Genomic DNA, 16,738 nt, shown 5'->3' on the forward strand with positions numbered 1-16,738 from the left:
TGCCGTGCCAATGCGTTAAACTGTGCTCATTAAAACATTAGGGAAATGAATTTGGTATGCATATCTGCCATGTAAACTTGGCCAGCGGGTTTGCTGGAGGAGAACGACAGACCGTTAATCTGGTTCGGTTTTTGGCAGATCACGGCTGCTCTCAGACCCTCCTGGTCAAGCCTGGCCACCAGATGCTTGACGAGGTAAAAGGCTTGCCGGTTGAGGTGCGGGAAACCCCACACTTTCTTTTAGGGCACGCACGCGGAAGCTGGGACCTTATACATTGCCATGATGGAAAGGCCGTGTATTGGGGGTTGATTGAAAATTTGGTGAGCCGAACGCCCTATATCGTTACCCGGAGGGTGGAAAACCCGTTAAAAAATAAATGGGTTACGCGTGCGGCATATGGTCGGGCCCAGTCTGTAGTGTGTCTTAGCCAAGCGGTTAGGGCTGTAGTGCAACGGTTGCTGCCCGATGCGCACTGCCCGGTCATCCCTTCTAGTTTTTCGGCGTTCCCCTCAGAGGTTGATGCTGTAGAGCGAATTCGTTCTCGATACCGGGGTAAGTTTCTCGTGGGGCAGGTTGGTAGCCTCTTTCGAATCAAGGGGTATCATCTGACGATTGAGGCCGCGAGAATACTTGAAAGCCGGCACCCGAATCTGCAAATCGTGTTTCTCGGCAAGGGCCCTGAGCTTGAAAATCTGAAGCGCCAGGCCCAAGGGCTGGAATCTGTAGAGTTTGTTGGGCATCAGGCCGATGTAGGTAATTGGCTTGAAGCAATGGATTTGCTGGTTTTTCCATCGCTTCAGGAGGGCCTGGGCTCTACTATTCTGGAGGCTATGCAGCATGGTACGCCGGTTGTTGGGAGTGACGTCGGAGGCATTCCTGATATCATAAATAATGGGCGCAATGGTCTTCTCGTCCCCCGAGAAGATTCAGCGGCGTTGGCTGATGCTATTCAGTCATTGATGGAAAGTGAGGCGTTACGCCGGAAGTTCGCAGAGCAGGCTAGCCTTGATCTCGAGCGATTTAGTCCCGAAGCTGTGGGGCAGGCTTATTTGGAGCTCTATAAAGGGATTGTCTGAACTACTCGCAAACCCGATCAGGCTTATAAGGGTTCTGGCTTCCTGGGGGCCTGTGTCGCAAACGCTTGTATTCCCACTGATACTGCTCCGGGGCCATTCGTACGACTTTCTCAACTGACAGATTCAAGGCGGTAGCGCCAACTACCGGGTCACTGTTTTCAATTCCAGGCTCTGCTTCGGTCACTAGAATTCGAAAGCCTTCAGCGTTGGGCAGGCGTTCGGCGTAGGTGATGAGAATGTTGGCTCCCGTCTTCTGGGCAAGCTTGCTCACCAGTGTCATGGTTCGGACTTCCATGCCGAAGAAGGGGGCGTAGGCGTTCGTTTTTCCTCGAGGCGACTGGTCTGGCAGAATGCCCGCTACGCCGCCCTCTTTGAGGATTTCTATCAGGCGAACCAATCCTCTTCGGTCTCCCCGAACCAGTTCCGAGCCGGTACGGCCTCGAACCCGAATCATGTAGTCCTCGAATTCTTTAATGTTGGGAGGGCTGTATAGCGCTGCCATTTTATAGCGTGACGAGAAAAGCAGCCCGATCAACTCCCAGTTTCCCAAGTGAGGAGCGAGCAGTATCAGGCCGTTGCCGGAGGCGAGAGCCTTTTCAACCAACTCTAACCCCTGTGTCTCTTTGATTAAGCCGAGGCACTTTTCAACAGGCCACTCCCACATCAACGGAATTTCGGCTGCAGTCATGCCGGTGTGGGCCATGGACTCTTTGGAGAGTTGGCGCTGCTGCCCGGGCGACAGCTCCGGCAAACACAACCTGATATTGGTGTCTGTTACTTTGCGCGATTTACCTCCCAGACTCCAGGCAAGCAGGCCGAGCCACTTGCCTATAAACTGTGCTGCGCCCAAAGGTAACAGGCTGATAATTCTCAGAAGGCCTGCAATCAGAAAATACTTAAGCTTGCTCATGACCTGCCGTACCGATCCTCGTAGCGCACAATATCGTCTTCGCCAAGATAAGAGCCTGATTGTACTTCTATCAGTTCAAGATCAATCACGCCGGGATTCTCCAGAGAGTGGACCTGACCAATAGGAATGTAAGTGGATTGGTTCTCAGTGACCAGATACGTTTTCTCGCCATTCGTCACTTTGGCGGTGCCACTCACGACAATCCAGTGTTCTGCGCGGTGGTGGTGCATTTGGACGGAGAGTTTTGCTCCCGGTTTAACGGTAATGCGTTTAACCTGATAGCGCTCGCCGCTGTCAATGGAGTCATAAACTCCCCAGGGGCGATAAACTTCCCGGTGGTTCATATGTTCGTGTCGGCCATCACTCTTGATGTGCTCGACGATCTTTTTTACATCCTGAACTTTGTCTTTATGGGCGACCAACAGGGCATCTTTGGTTTCGATAATGACCAGATCGCTCACGCCAACAGTTGTAATCAGACGGTTTTCCGACCGGGCCAAGGTGCTTTTTGTATCGTAGGCGATCACGTCACCGCTGAAGCTGTTTCCGTTAGCGTCTTTTTCAGATACATCCCAAAGTGCAGACCAGGAGCCAATGTCACTCCAGCCGGCATCCAGGGCAACCACGGCGGCATTTTGGGTGTTCTCCATGACGGCGTAATCGATGGAATCTTCAGGGCATTCAGAAAAGATGGTTTCGTTAACCCGGGTAAAGTGCAGATCCTCGTTGGCGTCTTCAACCGCAGCCTGGCAGATAGACAAAATTTCAGGGCGATATTTTTCAAGCTCAGCTAAGTACTGCCGGGCACCAAACATGAACATGCCGCTGTTCCAGAGATAATCTCCGGACGACAGGTATTCTTGAGCTGTTGCCAGATCGGGTTTCTCAACAAAACTGTCGACATTATAGCTGCTTTCTTCGAGCTCCTTGCCTTGCCGGATGTAGCCGTAACCGGTTTCCGCATGACTGGGTACAATCCCGAAGGTGACGAGTTTGCCTTGTCGTGCCAGAGGTATGGCTCGTTGTATGCCTTGCTGAAAGGCTGCAACGTCCTGTATCAGATGGTCAGCGGCAAGCACGAGCATTAGTGGGTCTTCTGAACTGTCGCCAAGAGCCCTGGATAATTGTAAGGCAGCCAGTGCGATTGCAGGAGCCGTATTGCGGCCACATGGCTCAAGGATGATTTGCGCATCATTGTAGCCAGCCTGACGCATCTGTTCTGCGGCCAGAAAGCGGTGATCTTCGTTGCAGATCAGGAGAGGGTCTGCGGATTCCATGCCGTCCAGCCGGGCAACCGTGAGTTGCAGCATCGATAAGCGATCATCCGTAAGCCTCAGGAACTGCTTGGGGTTCAGCTGCCTGGACAGAGGCCAAAGGCGAGAGCCGGTGCCTCCGGCCATAATGACGGGATGAATCATGGGCGCACTCCGTGCTGTTTAATGGTTGCCTGGTTGGCTAAAAATCACTGGGCGGTATATTAACATGCAGAACTTACGGGGTTTATCTTAAGCCTTGGAAATCTTCCCAGGTTAAGTCTTGGTCGTTTTGTTCCCATGCAAGCCGTTTCCTGAATCTTGCGATTTTTCGTTTAATGTAGCGAGAGCTCCAGCCGGGGATGGTATCCAGCGCCTGAGGTACCGCAGGGGCTCCCAGGCCATCCACCAGGAACAGGCATGGTGTGCTGAACCGGTCACAAACCACAAGATTATGAGGGAGCAGGTTTCTGGTCAGGATTTTTGTCTGATTTAGCCAGCCCAGAAACTCATCAATGCCTTTGTTCAGGCCCGGGGTAAGGCCCTGCTCTTTAATCAGGCGCTCAAGCGTTGGGGCAATACGCCCGTCACGACAACGAATCAGCTCGCTTTCATTGGCATCGCCCAGAGAGGTTTTGACGCGCCCATAGAATTTCGGGAGGTGAGCCCATACAAGGTCCTCGTGCCCACGTGCGATCAGTTGTTTTATCGCGCGTTGGTTATGAGCAATGAGTTCCTGGGTGTTATCGTTGAGTCGGTTTTTGCCAAGGAGCTGCTTTACGGCGGACTGCCGTTGAAACCGGGCGGTCATGTTTTCAGGGCGAACAATTTTCAGGCACCGGGTAACGTCTCGTGGGTGTTCGTAGCAGAAGCGGTTATAGCCTTGAGCGAATGGCCGTTGTTCGGATAGATCTAACATGATTTTATGATTCAGGGTGAAAGTGTGAGTCGATCAATAGCATACGGGGATTGCAATACGGAAGGGCTAAAAACGGAGCACTTTCCCTTATGGCCTGAAATTGTCAGTGAGTCGATGCAGTTGGAACTGACCAACTGTGGCCACACGATGAGCACTACCCGCGAGTTGCTTCAGTATAATCGTTCATTTCCTGCTGCACAGTATGATGTCGCCTTTATCCAGTATGGCTTAGTGGATTCTTGGCTGACATTTCGCGGCGCTCCCTATGTGCTTTATTACCCTGACTATCCACTTAGGAAGTTGGCTCGGAAGCTCGTAAAGAAAATGAAGAAGTTTGCGAGAACCTGGCAATTGCAAAAGCGTTTTGGCGTGGTTGAGCAGGTTCCGCCGACAGAGTACATGAACAACCTCCACGCAGTGATTACTTCTGCACCAGATACTCAGTTTGTTTTAGTTGCAACGGCACCCAATCTTGACGAGAGCCGGAATGGCAGAATAAAAAGCTATAACCAGATTCTTGCCCGGATAGCTTATGAGCACGAACGGGTGCTGTACGTGGACACATACGAGGATATATGGGCGCATCGCCATCAAGCTTTAATGAGCGACGGGACTCACTTGACGGCTGCAGGGCATGAACTGGTTGCTGATGCCGTAAAAAGAGCGCTTCAGGCGAGCGCTAGTTGAGCGCAAGGCCTTTTGACGCTTTTTGATAAACCTCGAGTGTGTTGCTTGCCATAGCGGATAAAGACAGCCTGTTAAAGGCGAAGGCCCGGGCACCGGCTTGGCTATCGGCTAAAACAGCAGGGTTCTGTTGTAGAAGAGCCGCAAAGTGAGCGGGTTCACCACCTTGGAATATATGCTCTTTTGGCAGGATTTCGTTAGCAATAGGCACGTTGGTGGAGATGACGGGTTTGCCGAGTATAAGCGCTTCTGCGCATACATAAGAGAACCCTTCCCGTTCAGAGCTGATAACGACGCCATCTGCGGCTGACATTAATGCGGGTACGTCAGTTCTGAAGCCTAAAAGTTTTACTTTGTCAGACTGACCTGTAGCGTTAATGAGTGACTGAAGCCGTTGATGCTCGGGGCCCTCGCCCGCAATGAGCAAGGTTCCCGGGCAAAACTGGAAGGCTTTGATCAGGAAGTCGAAGCCCTTTACCGGGGCAAGCCTGCCAACGGCCAGCCATACCGGGCTATCTAGCCCGTCAGGGCGTTGGGCTGGAGCTTGCCCGGCGATGGATACGCCGTTATAGATAACGGTTACTCCGGGTTGGGCTATATCGTTTGCGAGAGCTTTGCTGACGGCAATGAGTTGATGAAAGGCTCCGGCTTTAGGGTAGCGTGACTTGAAGCCATGGATGCTTGCTATTCGTACCTGCCTCTTGATAAAAGGCGCTAGCCTTTGCAGAACGAACGCTGCTTTGGTGCCTTGTGCGTGGAGGATTTCGTAATTTCCAGCCCGGATAATGCGCAAGATCGATATGAGCAGGGTGAGGGAGTTCCGGGAACGGTTTGCGTTTATTGGGAAGCCGGTGGGGCCATTCAGATCTTCCACGTGCTGTGGTGCGGCCACGACAGCAACCTCGTGACCGAGTGCGGTTATTTCTTTTGCCAGTTCCCGCGTATGTTTCTCAAGACCGCCGATTCCGGGATTATCCGACAACATCAGCATGAGGGTCTTCATCTTGGTTGCTGACATTTCTTAGCCAGTACCTTGCCGTAAATGGCCAGTGTGCCTTCCGTCTGCGCCCGTAATAAAAACCGCTCTGGCAGTTCAACCTCACGCTTCGGCCTGTCGAGCAAGTTTAAGACTGCTTTGGCAAAGGCTTCAGTATCGTCAGGCGGCACCAAGCCATCCTGAAAGCAAGCCTGCAATGTTTCAGCGGCGCCACCACGGTCGTACGCCACCACGGGCGTGCCGGAAGCCAGGGCTTCGGTGACGGTGCGGCCAAAGGGTTCCGGCTTAGTCGACATATGACAAACCACATCCGCAAGCAGGTACAGGTTGGTCATGTCGTTGCGTTGGCCCAGAAAGGATACCTTGTCGGTCAGGTCAAGCCGGCTGCGCTCGGTTTCCAGCTCCTGAAGAAAGCGCTCTTTTCCCGGCTCAGCTCCGCCTACGATAATGCCGTGGCAGTCCGGGCGCTGGCGGATAATAATGTTCATCGCTTTAAGAAAATCCAGCTGGCCTTTCCATCGTGAAATACGGCCTGGCATCATTATGATCTTTTTGCCAGCGAGCTGAGGGAAACGTGAAAGGAGTATCTCAAGCCACTGCTGGTTAATCGAGCGTTGACGGAAGGCTTCAATATTCACCCCCCGTTGGATGACAGTCAGGTTATTTTCCGGCACCTGGAAGTTCTTCAGCACATAGTTTTTTACGCAGTTGGAGACTGCAATCACGTGATCTGCTTTGGCCATAATGGCGCTGTAAGGGTTCACCGAATACATGCCATGGAAGGTCGAAACAACAGCAGGCCTTTGTTCTTCCGGTAGAGTTTTCAATGCAAGATGAATAATCCACGCGGGCATGCGGGAGCGGACGTGCACAATGTCTGGCCTGAGATCCATTAACAGTTTCCGCATGGGAAGGATCTGGCCAAAAGAGGCCGGAGTCTTGCGGTGAATCGGCATATGAATGTGGGTAGAACCCTGGCCGCGTACTTGTTCAGCCATTGGGCCGCCATTGGAAACCACAAAAGACTCATGCCCACGCTTAATCAGTTCCGCGGCGAATTCCACGGTACCTCGTTCCACTCCACCACTGTAAAGGGCGGGAAGTGCCTGAAGTATTCTCAATGGGAGCTCTCCTTTTTGGCGCTTCCGGAACTTTTCAGAAACTTGCTTATTAACCAGCGGGCTGCCCGGTCTGCTTCCCAGAGCTGTGTGTGTCGCTCTAGCTGTTCATTCATTATGCTGCTGTGGGCGCTCCAGTGGGCGATAATGCCAAGTTTGGCGAGCCGGTTGACGCCATTTGCTACCCGGCTGCCAGACTGTGGTGGCAGATCCAGCAAGCCCGTCGGTACACCGGATGTGGCCGCTTCGCAAACCATTGAGACACTGTCCGGCGTTACCCAGACGGCTCTTGATGCCGCCAGTTGGTGGTTTAGCCAGCTGTCATGAGTGTTTTTATGGTGGATAACGGTCACCCTGGGGCTGTGCAGTTCATCAAGCCTGGCGCTAAAGGCTGCTGGAGTGCGGCGAGAGTCGCTGATGGTCCATCGCCACTCTGGATAGCGGGCGATCAGGTCGCTGATTTGGGAAAAAACGGCATCGTCATCCCAGTTAAAGTGAGGGGATGGGCCGCCAGTCAGAACCAGTGCTTCCGGTTTGCTGGTCAACCTGGCCATTGGGGTTATGGCGTTGACAACGCCTTCAGTGATCAAGGTGGAGCGAGAAGGTTTTGCCTTGTCATGAGCTGGAATAATGGCGGCGTCTACCCAGAAAAGAGGAAATGCTGGCTTCATCAGAACCACGGTGCGGGCTTTCCTATAGCGGCGCAGTGCCAGCAGCAGTCGGTGAGTGCCAGAGCCTGCGGCAATGATCAGAGCCGGTGGTGGGAGTGATGGGGCCATGGCTGGCGCAACTTTTAGCAAGGCTCGCCAGAGTGGTGTCGGGTAATCTTCTGAATTGATCCAGTGAATGCTGGCGCCGGAGAGCACCCGCAAGCGGTTGCCCAGTCCTTTAAGCTGGTTTTTATGGCCTGGTTTGTTGTCGGTAATGAGCCAGACAGATGGCGCCTTCATCTCAGGATTCACTCGTTACCTCTTTTTCTTTCGTGCGCGCCCGTAAAAGCCGGGATCGTTTTTGTCTGGCCGGGTTTTAAAACGGCGGTGCATCCAGAGGTATTGGTCTGGAGCCTTTCGGATTTCTTGTTCAATGATGGCGTTGATACGAGTTGCATCATTCAGGTCATCGCCACTTGGAAAGTTGTCCAATGGGGCATGGAAATATATGTCGTAGCCAGGTTTGCCTTCGCGGCGGAAGTGGCTGAATGGAACAACTCTGCACTTGCTCCGGTCAGCAATCCGTGACGTGGCGGTGATGGTGCCAGTGGGGATGCCAAAAAAGGGTGCGAATACGATGTCTTTCCGGCCGTAGTCCTGATCGGTGGCGTACCAGACCGCCCTGTTTTTCTTGAGGCAGCGAAACAGCCCTCGCAGGTCTTTCGAGCTTAAAACGGTTCCATACCGACGGCCCCGGGCCCGGGTCATCACCGCATTGGTCAGTGGGTTGTTGTGATCACGTTGCATCACATCAGCTTCTATGAACTCGGTGACCAGGCTGCCGCCGAGATCTAAAGTGCTGTAGTGGCCGCCAAGGAGCAACACACCATGGCCATCTTCAAGAGCCTTCTCGAGATGCTCAAGGCCATGAACTTTCGTTATGCTGGTGAGTTTTTTGGGATCACGGAACCAGGCAATGCCCAGCTCCATCAGGCCGATGCCATTGGCGATAAATGCTTTTCGAACCAGTTCTGCCTGCTGGTCCGCTGAGAGTTCCGGGAAGCATAAGCGAATATTTACTTCGGTGATGTGGCGGCGGCTTTTTGCCAGTTTCCAGGCGAGCAGGCCAGCGAGCTTTCCCAGCCACCACTGAAAGCGAATAGGCAGCTGGGCGATGAGCCACATAAGAGACATGCCCAGCCAGGTTGGCCACCAGCGAGGATGGCGGTAAGCTGAGTAGTCGGTGTTTCTGGGTAGCTTTCGGTACTTCTTTTTCAAAATCGTGAATCCTGCATCGACAAACGTTTAGCTCGGGGGCAAGATGCAACCCCTCGACAAATTTAGTCTTATCATAACGCACTGTTTTGCCGGGAGTCCTGCGTGTTTCATTTTATCTATTCCCAGCTTATCCGGCTGGCTCTGCCCTTTATCCTGATCCGGCTTTGGTGGCAAGGCCGAAAGGCTCCGGATTTACGCCGGGACTGGCAGCATCGGCTGGGTATGGTCCCTGGCATCTCCGGGCCGGTTATCTGGGTGCATGCGGTCTCTGTGGGTGAAACCATTGCCGCAGGCCCCTTGGTCCGGCGACTGTTGGCAAAGGAACTTGGTGCAACCATCCTGCTAACCGCTATGACGGACACTGGCTTGGCTCAGGCCCGGAAAATGTTTGGTGACAAGGTTGCCTATGCTTACGCTCCCTACGACACGCCTGGTTCCATTCGTCGTTTTCTGAATCACGTCAACCCGGGCATTCTCGTTATTCTTGAAACTGAAATCTGGCCCAATATGATTCGTCAGTGCCGACGGCGCCGGGTACCCGTGTTTTTGATAAACGCGCGCTTGTCTGAACGCTCTGCGGTGGGGTATGAAAAGGTGAAAGGCCTTGCTGCTCCGGTGATGAAAAGCATCAGTTGGGTAGCTGCCCAGGCGGAACCGGATGCGGAACGGTTTCGTCGTATCGGAGTGGCTGCTGATCGCGTTGAAGTCACCGGCAGTGTGAAGTTTGATGTGGATATTCCTGACGATGTGAGAAAAGCATCTACAGCGGTCCGGAAAATTCTTGAAGGCCGGAAAGTCTGGATTGCAGGTAGCACCCACAGCGGTGAAGACGAACAGCTGTTGGGTGCTCACCAGAGTATTATTGAACATCACGATGACGCTCTGCTGATCATCGTCCCCCGTCATCCGGAGCGTTTTGATTCCGTTGCAGCAATGGCCGAAGACAAAGGGTTTCGTGTTGCCCGGCGCTCGAAAAACGAAAGCCCGGAGAACGTGCAGGTTTATCTGGGGGACACCATGGGAGAATTGATGATGCTTTATGGTGCCAGCGATATTGCCTTTGTCGGCGGTTCACTGATAGAACGGGGTGGTCATAACCCACTAGAGCCTGCGGCATGGGGTATTCCGGTATTTTCCGGGCCTCATGTGTTTAATTTTGAAACCATATACGATCGGCTGGTGGCGGATCAGGGGGTTCAGATAGTGCAGGGAGGCGCTGACCTGGCGAGAGCCGTGAGTCACCTGATGGCAGACCCTGAAGAATGCAAAGCCTACGGAAAGCGGGCCTTGGCGGTAGTGAATAAGAACCGGGGCGCGTTGGATAAAGTTGTCGACGGAATTATCGAAAGGGTGTAATACCCGGGCTTGGTGCTGCCCGGGTATTTTATGGGGGCAGACCGATATTACTGGCCTTGGTTTTCCAGTGTTTTTCCCTCTTCAGCCAGAGCTTCAATGCCCCGGGCGCTTTCGCTCAGCCAGTTGTTCAGGTCAATCAGATCCTGCGGGCTTAGGGTGCCGGCTGTCTGCTTCAGTTGCAGAGAATTGATCACGTAATCATAACGGGCATTGGCGTAATCACGCAGAGCTACATAGAAAGCCCGTTCTGCATCCAGCACTTCTACAATGTTCCGTGTACCTACATCGTAGCCGGCGCGAGTGGCATCCAGTGCACTGCGGCGGGATATGATTGTCTGCTCAAGGGCAGAAGCGGTTTCCACGTTGTTGTTAACGGTTAGATACAGACTTCTCGTATTTACCCGTACATCGCGGCGAATGGTGTTCAGGTCCTGTTCGGCCACAGTAACAAGTGAGCGTTGTTGGCGCACGCCAGCTTGAATGCTTCCACCCATATACAGAGGAACATTCAGTTGCAGGCCAATGATGCCTTGTGTGCCTTCTTGCTGAGGTGTTTTGGAACCGTCAAGTTCGGTTTCTCCGTAAGACGCAACCAGGTCAAGCGTTGGCATGTGGCCGGATTTAGCCACTTTAAGGTTGGCTTCAGTGGCGTTTAACTGAAACATGGCAGCCTGAATTGACCAGTTCTGATTCAGCGCGGTTGCTTCCCAAGAAGATGGGTCCATTGGGTCAGGTCGTCCCAGAGGGAAATTTTCTCTCAGGTTTTCCAGGTCTTCCGCATATTCCCCGGTCAATCTGGCCAGTTGCTCTAGTGCCACGTTCGTCTGGTTTTCTGCCGCAATGCGCTGGCTCTTGCTGTCATCATAGCTGGCACGTGCTTCATAGACCTCTGTGATCGCGATCAGGCCAACATCGAAGCGCTCTTGGGCTTGCTCATACTGGCGCTGGATAGCGGCTTCCGTAGCTTGCGCGGTGGTGACAGTATCTTGAGCGCGCAGCACGTTGAAGTAGGCTGTGGCAACATCCAGAATCAGCTGCTGCTGTGCCAGGTTGTATTGGGCTTGTGCTGCTTCTGTCTGGAACTGGCTGGCATCGTAGCGGAACCAGTTGTCAGCGCGAAAAACAGGTTGGGTGAGCTGAATGCCGTAGTTCAGAGATTTGTAACTATCTCCCGCGCCGTTTTTCGCATCAAAATCAATATGGTTTGCATCTGCAAAAGCACCGACCTGTGGCAGCAGTGATCCCTTGCTGATATCACTGGCCGCCTGCTGTGCCTGAAACTGCGCCATGGCCGAAGCAATACCGGAGTCGTAAGACAGAGCCTTTTCATAGGTTTCTATCAAATCCAGAGAGAATGCAGGCTGAGCTGCAAGCAGGGTGATCAGCCCTGGAAGTAAGCGTTTTTTCATTGTTTCTCCTGACAAACTATCTCCGGGCATCCGTGATCTGGATACAGGAATCGAAAGGCCATTCTGGAGAGCAAAGGCACGGCTCTGCAGTGACCCAAAAGTATCGGTGGTTCATTATGGACAATAATGAGCCCCGTCTCTACACTTGAAAAGCTCACATAGTGTGTGAACAACAAACGAGATAATGAATCGCGTCTTGACGGGGTGCTGATTCGCCAAAACTGGCGATAGGCTGAGATTGCAACGCAGAACCCGCGACCTGACCCGGATAATACCGGCGTAGGGATCGAGACCATACGAACACTCGCAGAAAGCAATTTATGGCTTTCTGGTGCTGCTCCGTCATGCGCGACCCGACACTTCGATACTCCGGGAGCCGTACATGACGGACATGCCAGCATACCTCAGTGACTCCGCGAAAGTGGACTCCGCAGCAATCAAACCATTACCAAGCTCACAAAAAATATACGTGCAGGGTAGCCGAGCTGACATTCAGGTGCCAATGCGGGAAATTACCGTGGCGGATACCCCTACTGAAATGGGCGGGGAAAAGAACCCTCCTGTAGTGGTGTACGACACCTCGGGGCCATATACGGACCCGAAGGCTAAGATTGATCTGCGTAAAGGCCTGCTACCGGTTCGAGCAAACTGGATTGCCGAACGCGGTGATGTAGAGCCGCTGAGCGACTACACTTCAGAGTTTACTCGCCGCCGAATGAAAGATCCCTTGTTGGATCCGCTTCGTTTTATGGATGAACGAAAGCCCCTGAAAGCAAAGCCGGGCAAGAACGTGAGCCAGATGCACTATGCCCGCCAAGGGATTATTACCCCGGAAATGGAATACGTTGCCATCCGGGAAAATATGAAGCTTCAGGAGGCCCGTGAACAGGGGTTGGCAGAACAGCAGCACCCGGGCCAATCTTTCGGCGCCAGTATCCCGCCAGAAATTACGCCCGAGTTCGTACGTAGCGAAGTGGCAAAGGGCCGGGCGATTATTCCCGCTAACATTAACCACCCGGAATCTGAGCCGATGATTATCGGCCGCAATTTTTTGGTGAAAATCAACGGCAACATCGGTAACTCTGCGGTTACCTCATCTATAGAGGAAGAGGTCGAAAAGCTCACCTGGGGTATTCGCTGGGGCTCTGACACCATCATGGATTTGTCCACCGGCAAGAACATTCATGAAACCCGTGAATGGCTCATCCGTAATTCTCCGGTTCCTATCGGTACAGTTCCTATCTACCAGGCACTGGAAAAAGTCGGAGGGGTCGCTGAAGATCTGACCTGGGAAATTTTCCGGGATACCCTGATTGAACAAGCTGAGCAGGGGGTGGATTATTTCACCATTCACGCTGGCGTGCGTTTGCACCACGTGCCACTTACCGCTAAACGAACCACTGGCATTGTCTCCCGAGGTGGTTCCATTATGGCTAAATGGTGCCTGGCTCATCACAAAGAAAGTTTCTTGTATGAGCACTTCGAAGACATCTGCGAGATTATGAAAGCCTACGATGTCTCCTTCAGCCTGGGTGACGGACTGCGGCCTGGCTCCATCGCCGATGCCAATGATGAAGCTCAGTTTGGTGAGCTGGAAACCCTGGGGGAACTCACCAAAATCGCCTGGAAACACGACGTACAATGCATGATCGAAGGCCCTGGCCACGTGCCCATGCATTTGATCAAAGAAAATATGGATAAGCAGCTAGAGTGCTGTAACGAAGCTCCGTTCTACACGCTCGGGCCACTAACTACCGATATTGCGCCGGGATACGACCACATCACCTCGGGCATTGGTGCGGCAATGATTGGTTGGTTTGGCTGTGCCATGCTTTGCTACGTTACGCCGAAAGAACACCTTGGCTTACCCAATAAAGACGATGTAAAAACGGGCATCATTACCTATAAAATCGCCGCCCATGCGGCCGATCTGGCAAAAGGCCATCCCGGTGCCCAGATTCGCGATAATGCTTTGTCGAAGGCGCGGTTTGAGTTCCGTTGGGAGGACCAGTTTAATTTGGGGTTGGACCCGGATACAGCGAGGGCGTACCACGACGAAACACTACCCAAGGATTCCGCCAAAGTTGCCCACTTCTGCTCCATGTGTGGACCTAAGTTCTGCTCTATGAAAATCTCACAGGAAGTGCGGGATTACGCAGCAGAAAATGGCATTGACGAGGTGTCTGCGATTGATGTCGGAATGCAGGAAAAATCACGGGAGTTTGTGGAGTCAGGCGGAAAAATTTACGATAAGGTCTGATTGGTTCTAAACCGAACACACAACCGGAAACGCCCATGCCCAAACTGTTCCAGTTCAACGCAACTGACGTCAAGATCGAAAAGCGCGAAACCGTTTTCCAGGGCTTCTTCCGCATGGATAAGCTTTGGCTGACTCACCCGCGCTTTGATGGCCGTGAAATGCCCATCTTCACCCGCGAACTTTTCATTCGCGGTGACGCAACCTGCGTACTTCCCTATGACCCCGAGCGAGACGAAGTTGTTTTGCTGGAACAGTTTCGCCTGGGGGCCCTTGGCCGCAACCAGTCACCCTGGCTGCTTGAACTGGTTGCCGGTATGAATGAAGAAGGAGAAAGCCCGGAAGAGGTGGCTCAGCGTGAAGGTCAGGAGGAAGCCGGCCTGACCTTCAGTCGCCTTGATAAAATTTGTGATTACCTGGTGTCCCCGGGCGGCACGACAGAAATGATCCATCTTTACTGTGGCCAGATCAGCACAGTTGATGCTGGCGGAATGTTCGGAGTGGAGCACGAGAATGAAGATATCCTTTCCCATGTCGTCTCTGCTGAAGAAACCTTCGCCATGATCAGCGATGGCCGTATCAATAACGCTGCGGCCATTATCGCTATCCAGTGGCTACAACTGAACCGCGACAGACTGCGGCGGGAGTGGCGGGCATGACGGAGTGGGTAAAGCGCCCAAAGCGCTACGTGCCAGACCTGCGACAACTTGGGGCATTGTGTGATGGCAACTATCACAGGCTTCGTAAACTGCGGAAGCTGGAGTCAGACGACCAGTCAGCGTGTGAAATTGAGTTGCACAGGGAAGACCAGTACTTAGGCCGAGTGCGGATAGAATGCCTGGAAACGGCCAGGTTTACTGAAACCCTGCTATTGGAACAGATACACAATAGTGGCCGGTGGCTCAATAACCCACGCATGACGGTTCGTGTTTATCACGATGCCACCATGGCAGAAGTGATCAGTTGTTACCGCCATCGGCAAATTGCACCGGTGAATGACTACCCCAATCGCTTTATGCACCACCCGGACGAAAAGGTTCAGGTGAACGGTTTTCTGGCCGACTGGCTGGACTATTGTCTGCGTTTCGGCCACCTGCCCATGGAACATGCTGCCTGGACCATTGGTCAGGGCAGAGGCTGATCAGAACCCCTCTTGAAGGCACGGTTTCCTGTGTCATAGTTGTCAAAAACTGAAAAATCTTTGGCGCGACTGATGAGAGTGTGACCTACCTTCCATTCATCGTTAATCGAATAGCGCCTGAGCATCGTACACTTAGAGGCGGTTTTAACCGGTTGCAAAGAACAACAACAGGACTTGCATGACCAACACTGAATCTCATCAACGCCCGTTGCGGGTACTGCAGTTGACTGACCCCCACCTGACCGCTCAGGCGGATGGCGCCTTGCTGGGCGTTAATACCCGAGACAGCTTGGCCGCGGTGATTGATGAAGTGCTGCGAGTGCACGGCCAGCCAGACCTGGTGCTTGCGACCGGGGATCTCTCTCAGGATGCCTCAGCCGAAGCTTATCGGTATTTCGGCGAGCAGTTAAAGGTTTTCCAGTGCCCCTCCCTCTGGATAGCAGGCAACCACGACGACACCCCGCTGATGAATGTGATTGCTGCGAAGTTTCAGGCAAAACATCGCCAGTGGCTGCAGGGCGGCTGGCATTTCGTAATGCTCGACTCTTCCGTTCATGGAAAAGTGTTCGGTGAGTTGTCAGACGAAGAGCTTGCTTACCTTGACAACGCTCTTGCTGAACAGCCTGAACTGCCCACCATGGTTTGCCTGCATCATCACCCCGTGGACATTGGCTCCGAATGGATGGAAAAAATTGGTCTGAAAACCCGAGAGGCGTTTTGGCGGATTATTGACAAGCATTCACAGGTAAAAGTCGTATTGTGGGGGCATATTCATCAAGAACTGCAGCAGGAGCGGAATGGTGTTCAATTGCTCGCCACCCCCTCCACGTGCATCCAGTTTACCGCCGGGGCCAGCGACTTCTCGGTAGAGCCCCGTGCGCCAGGCTATCGGTGGATTGAATTAGATCCTTCAGGAAGTATTTATACAGAGGTCCGAAGGGCGACCCAGTTTGAGTTCGAACTGGATGAAAACAGTTCCGGGTACTGACTGAAAAACCTTCGCCGCCCTCAAGCCTTCAGCGTGTCATTGGAAGGCAGTTCACTGATCGGGATGATCAGTTCGTTACAATAGCAACGTTGTGAATACGATTTCACAAGGATGAATGCCCTCAGTCAACGGATGACGAGCCATGAAAATTGTAAGCACCTGGGACTTGCGCGCCGCAGACCTGCCCAAGCTGGAATCTCCTTTTTTTGCAGCCTCCAAAGCTAAAAGCCTGATCCTTGATCACGCACATAATGGCAACAACAGCGATCTTGAGCGCTTACTTGGGCGATCCCATTCGTCTCCCGGTGGTGGCCGTGCCTCAAGAAACTACCGTGCCGCGTTAGTTGAGGAGGCCGTGCGTCGAATTGATGATGGCGAACTCTGGTTAGTCCATGAGGTTGTTGATGGTGAGCCCTCAGCTCCGGTGGTGTATTGGCAGAACTCTGGCGAAGGGCAGGGCCAGTGGGTTTTAGGTGAAGATGTGGCTAACTCCGAAATCCACAGCAACGTGGAAGCACTCAATCGACACGGCATTACACCGCAGCAACTCGCCTCCCAAGGCATTGGGGGTGTAGGGCACTTGGGTGCCTGCCAGTTTGATGCAGAGTATCGCGAGAAACAGCAAAAGGAGGCTCGCCAACAACGATCGACATCCCAAAACTCAAACACGAGTTTCCCCGCGCAGTCAGTGGCCCCGCTTGC

The 16,738-nt window shown here is 53.0% G+C and carries 15 protein-coding genes, 1 pseudogene and 1 riboswitch; of the genes and pseudogenes, 8 read left to right on the forward strand and 8 right to left on the reverse strand.

Features of this window, described 5'->3' with window-relative positions; translation table 11 throughout:
- Window positions 1–182 precede the first annotated feature (182 nt).
- Window positions 183–1,076: a glycosyltransferase family 4 protein gene (locus ABYA77_RS08915; RefSeq protein WP_372965621.1), complete on the forward strand. Its 894-nt coding sequence runs from the start codon at window positions 183–185 to the stop codon at window positions 1,074–1,076.
- 1 nt (window position 1,077) lies between these two features.
- On the opposite strand, the gene ABYA77_RS08920 is transcribed toward ABYA77_RS08915, so the two are convergent.
- The 3 genes from ABYA77_RS08920 to ABYA77_RS08930 all read right to left on the reverse strand — a co-directional run bounded on the left by ABYA77_RS08920 (window position 1,078) and on the right by ABYA77_RS08930 (window position 4,158).
- Entirely contained in the window at window positions 1,078–1,986 is a 909-nt protein-coding gene (locus ABYA77_RS08920; RefSeq protein WP_372965606.1) for a lysophospholipid acyltransferase family protein, read from the reverse strand.
- Complete coding sequence (locus ABYA77_RS08925; RefSeq protein ID WP_372965607.1) at window positions 1,983–3,404, reverse strand: mannose-1-phosphate guanylyltransferase/mannose-6-phosphate isomerase; 1,422 nt, start codon at window positions 3,402–3,404, stop codon at window positions 1,983–1,985. Before ABYA77_RS08925 ends, ABYA77_RS08920 begins: the two co-directional genes overlap by 4 nt.
- 82 nt (window positions 3,405–3,486) lie before the next feature.
- Entirely contained in the window at window positions 3,487–4,158 is a 672-nt protein-coding gene (locus tag ABYA77_RS08930; RefSeq protein WP_372965608.1) for a YrbL family protein, read from the reverse strand.
- Between the two features lie 24 nt (window positions 4,159–4,182).
- Here ABYA77_RS08930 and ABYA77_RS08935 point away from each other — a divergent pair, with 24 nt between their 5' ends.
- On the forward strand, window positions 4,183–4,845 hold the full coding sequence (locus ABYA77_RS08935) for an SGNH/GDSL hydrolase family protein (RefSeq protein ID WP_372965609.1): 663 nt from the start codon (window positions 4,183–4,185) through the stop codon (window positions 4,843–4,845).
- Here the strand turns inward: ABYA77_RS08935 and ABYA77_RS08940 are convergent.
- The 4 genes from ABYA77_RS08940 to lpxL are packed head-to-tail and all read right to left on the reverse strand — an operon-like array spanning window position 4,838 to window position 8,885.
- A complete protein-coding gene (locus ABYA77_RS08940; RefSeq protein ID WP_372965610.1) occupies window positions 4,838–5,860 on the reverse strand; it encodes a glycosyltransferase in 1,023 nt (340 codons plus the stop codon). The genes ABYA77_RS08935 and ABYA77_RS08940 overlap by 8 nt on opposite strands.
- Window positions 5,842–6,960 carry a glycosyltransferase family 4 protein gene (locus ABYA77_RS08945; RefSeq protein WP_372965611.1) on the reverse strand — a complete coding sequence of 373 codons (1,119 nt, stop codon included), beginning with the start codon at window positions 6,958–6,960 and terminating at the stop codon, window positions 5,842–5,844. The genes ABYA77_RS08940 and ABYA77_RS08945 overlap by 19 nt, the downstream gene beginning before the upstream one ends.
- Entirely contained in the window at window positions 6,957–7,919 is a 963-nt protein-coding gene (locus ABYA77_RS08950) for a mitochondrial fission ELM1 family protein (RefSeq protein WP_372965612.1), read from the reverse strand. Before ABYA77_RS08950 ends, ABYA77_RS08945 begins: the two co-directional genes overlap by 4 nt.
- A gap of 3 nt (window positions 7,920–7,922) precedes the next feature.
- On the reverse strand, window positions 7,923–8,885 hold the full coding sequence (gene lpxL / locus ABYA77_RS08955) for an LpxL/LpxP family Kdo(2)-lipid IV(A) lauroyl/palmitoleoyl acyltransferase (RefSeq protein WP_372965613.1): 963 nt from the start codon (window positions 8,883–8,885) through the stop codon (window positions 7,923–7,925).
- 102 nt (window positions 8,886–8,987) lie between these two features.
- On the opposite strand from lpxL, the gene waaA reads away from it, so the two are divergent.
- Window positions 8,988–10,241 carry a lipid IV(A) 3-deoxy-D-manno-octulosonic acid transferase gene (gene waaA / locus ABYA77_RS08960; protein WP_372965614.1) on the forward strand — a complete coding sequence of 418 codons (1,254 nt, stop codon included), beginning with the start codon at window positions 8,988–8,990 and terminating at the stop codon, window positions 10,239–10,241.
- Between the two features lie 47 nt (window positions 10,242–10,288).
- Here waaA and ABYA77_RS08965 read toward each other — a convergent pair whose 3' ends face one another.
- Window positions 10,289–11,650 carry a TolC family outer membrane protein gene (locus ABYA77_RS08965; protein ID WP_372965615.1) on the reverse strand — a complete coding sequence of 454 codons (1,362 nt, stop codon included), beginning with the start codon at window positions 11,648–11,650 and terminating at the stop codon, window positions 10,289–10,291.
- A gap of 190 nt (window positions 11,651–11,840) precedes the next feature.
- Window positions 11,841–11,953: riboswitch (TPP riboswitch) on the forward strand.
- Window positions 11,954–12,032: 79 nt separating this feature from the next.
- Here ABYA77_RS08965 and thiC point away from each other — a divergent pair.
- The 5 genes and pseudogenes from thiC to ABYA77_RS08990 form a co-directional block, all read left to right on the forward strand.
- Window positions 12,033–13,910 (forward strand): phosphomethylpyrimidine synthase ThiC, encoded by a 1,878-nt coding sequence (gene thiC, locus ABYA77_RS08970; RefSeq protein ID WP_372965616.1) that lies wholly within the window; start codon window positions 12,033–12,035, stop codon window positions 13,908–13,910.
- A 35-nt stretch (window positions 13,911–13,945) separates the two neighbouring features.
- On the forward strand, window positions 13,946–14,566 hold the full coding sequence (locus ABYA77_RS08975) for an NUDIX domain-containing protein (protein ID WP_372965617.1): 621 nt from the start codon (window positions 13,946–13,948) through the stop codon (window positions 14,564–14,566).
- Window positions 14,563–15,048: a DUF1249 domain-containing protein gene (locus ABYA77_RS08980; RefSeq protein WP_372965618.1), complete on the forward strand. Its 486-nt coding sequence runs from the start codon at window positions 14,563–14,565 to the stop codon at window positions 15,046–15,048. The genes ABYA77_RS08975 and ABYA77_RS08980 overlap by 4 nt, the downstream gene beginning before the upstream one ends.
- Window positions 15,049–15,226: 178 nt before the next feature.
- Window positions 15,227–16,036, forward strand: a complete 810-nt coding sequence (gene cpdA / locus ABYA77_RS08985) for a 3',5'-cyclic-AMP phosphodiesterase (protein WP_372965619.1) — start codon at window positions 15,227–15,229, stop codon at window positions 16,034–16,036.
- A 142-nt stretch (window positions 16,037–16,178) separates the two neighbouring features.
- Window positions 16,179–16,738, forward strand: a pseudogene (locus ABYA77_RS08990) (DUF2235 domain-containing protein); the annotation flags it as partial.

Source organism: Marinobacter sp., from assembly GCF_041595835.1.
Lineage (GTDB): Bacteria > Pseudomonadota > Gammaproteobacteria > Pseudomonadales > Oleiphilaceae > Marinobacter.

Bases quoted from the DNA above. Each gene is read 5' to 3' on its own strand.
- ABYA77_RS08920 (WP_372965606.1), bottom strand. From the start codon at position 1,986: ATGAGCAAGCTTAAGTATTTTCTGATTGCAGGCCTTCTGAGAATTATC.
- ABYA77_RS08925 (WP_372965607.1), bottom strand. From the start codon at position 3,404: ATGATTCATCCCGTCATTATGGCCGGAGGCACCGGCTCTCGCCTTTGG.
- ABYA77_RS08975 (WP_372965617.1), top strand. From the start codon at position 13,946: ATGCCCAAACTGTTCCAGTTCAACGCAACTGACGTCAAGATCGAAAAG.
- ABYA77_RS08940 (WP_372965610.1), bottom strand. From the start codon at position 5,860: ATGTCAGCAACCAAGATGAAGACCCTCATGCTGATGTTGTCGGATAAT.
- ABYA77_RS08980 (WP_372965618.1), top strand. From the start codon at position 14,563: ATGACGGAGTGGGTAAAGCGCCCAAAGCGCTACGTGCCAGACCTGCGA.
- cpdA (WP_372965619.1), top strand. From the start codon at position 15,227: ATGACCAACACTGAATCTCATCAACGCCCGTTGCGGGTACTGCAGTTG.
- ABYA77_RS08965 (WP_372965615.1), bottom strand. From the start codon at position 11,650: ATGAAAAAACGCTTACTTCCAGGGCTGATCACCCTGCTTGCAGCTCAG.
- ABYA77_RS08915 (WP_372965621.1), top strand. From the start codon at position 183: ATGCTTGACGAGGTAAAAGGCTTGCCGGTTGAGGTGCGGGAAACCCCA.
- thiC (WP_372965616.1), top strand. From the start codon at position 12,033: ATGACGGACATGCCAGCATACCTCAGTGACTCCGCGAAAGTGGACTCC.
- ABYA77_RS08930 (WP_372965608.1), bottom strand. From the start codon at position 4,158: ATGTTAGATCTATCCGAACAACGGCCATTCGCTCAAGGCTATAACCGC.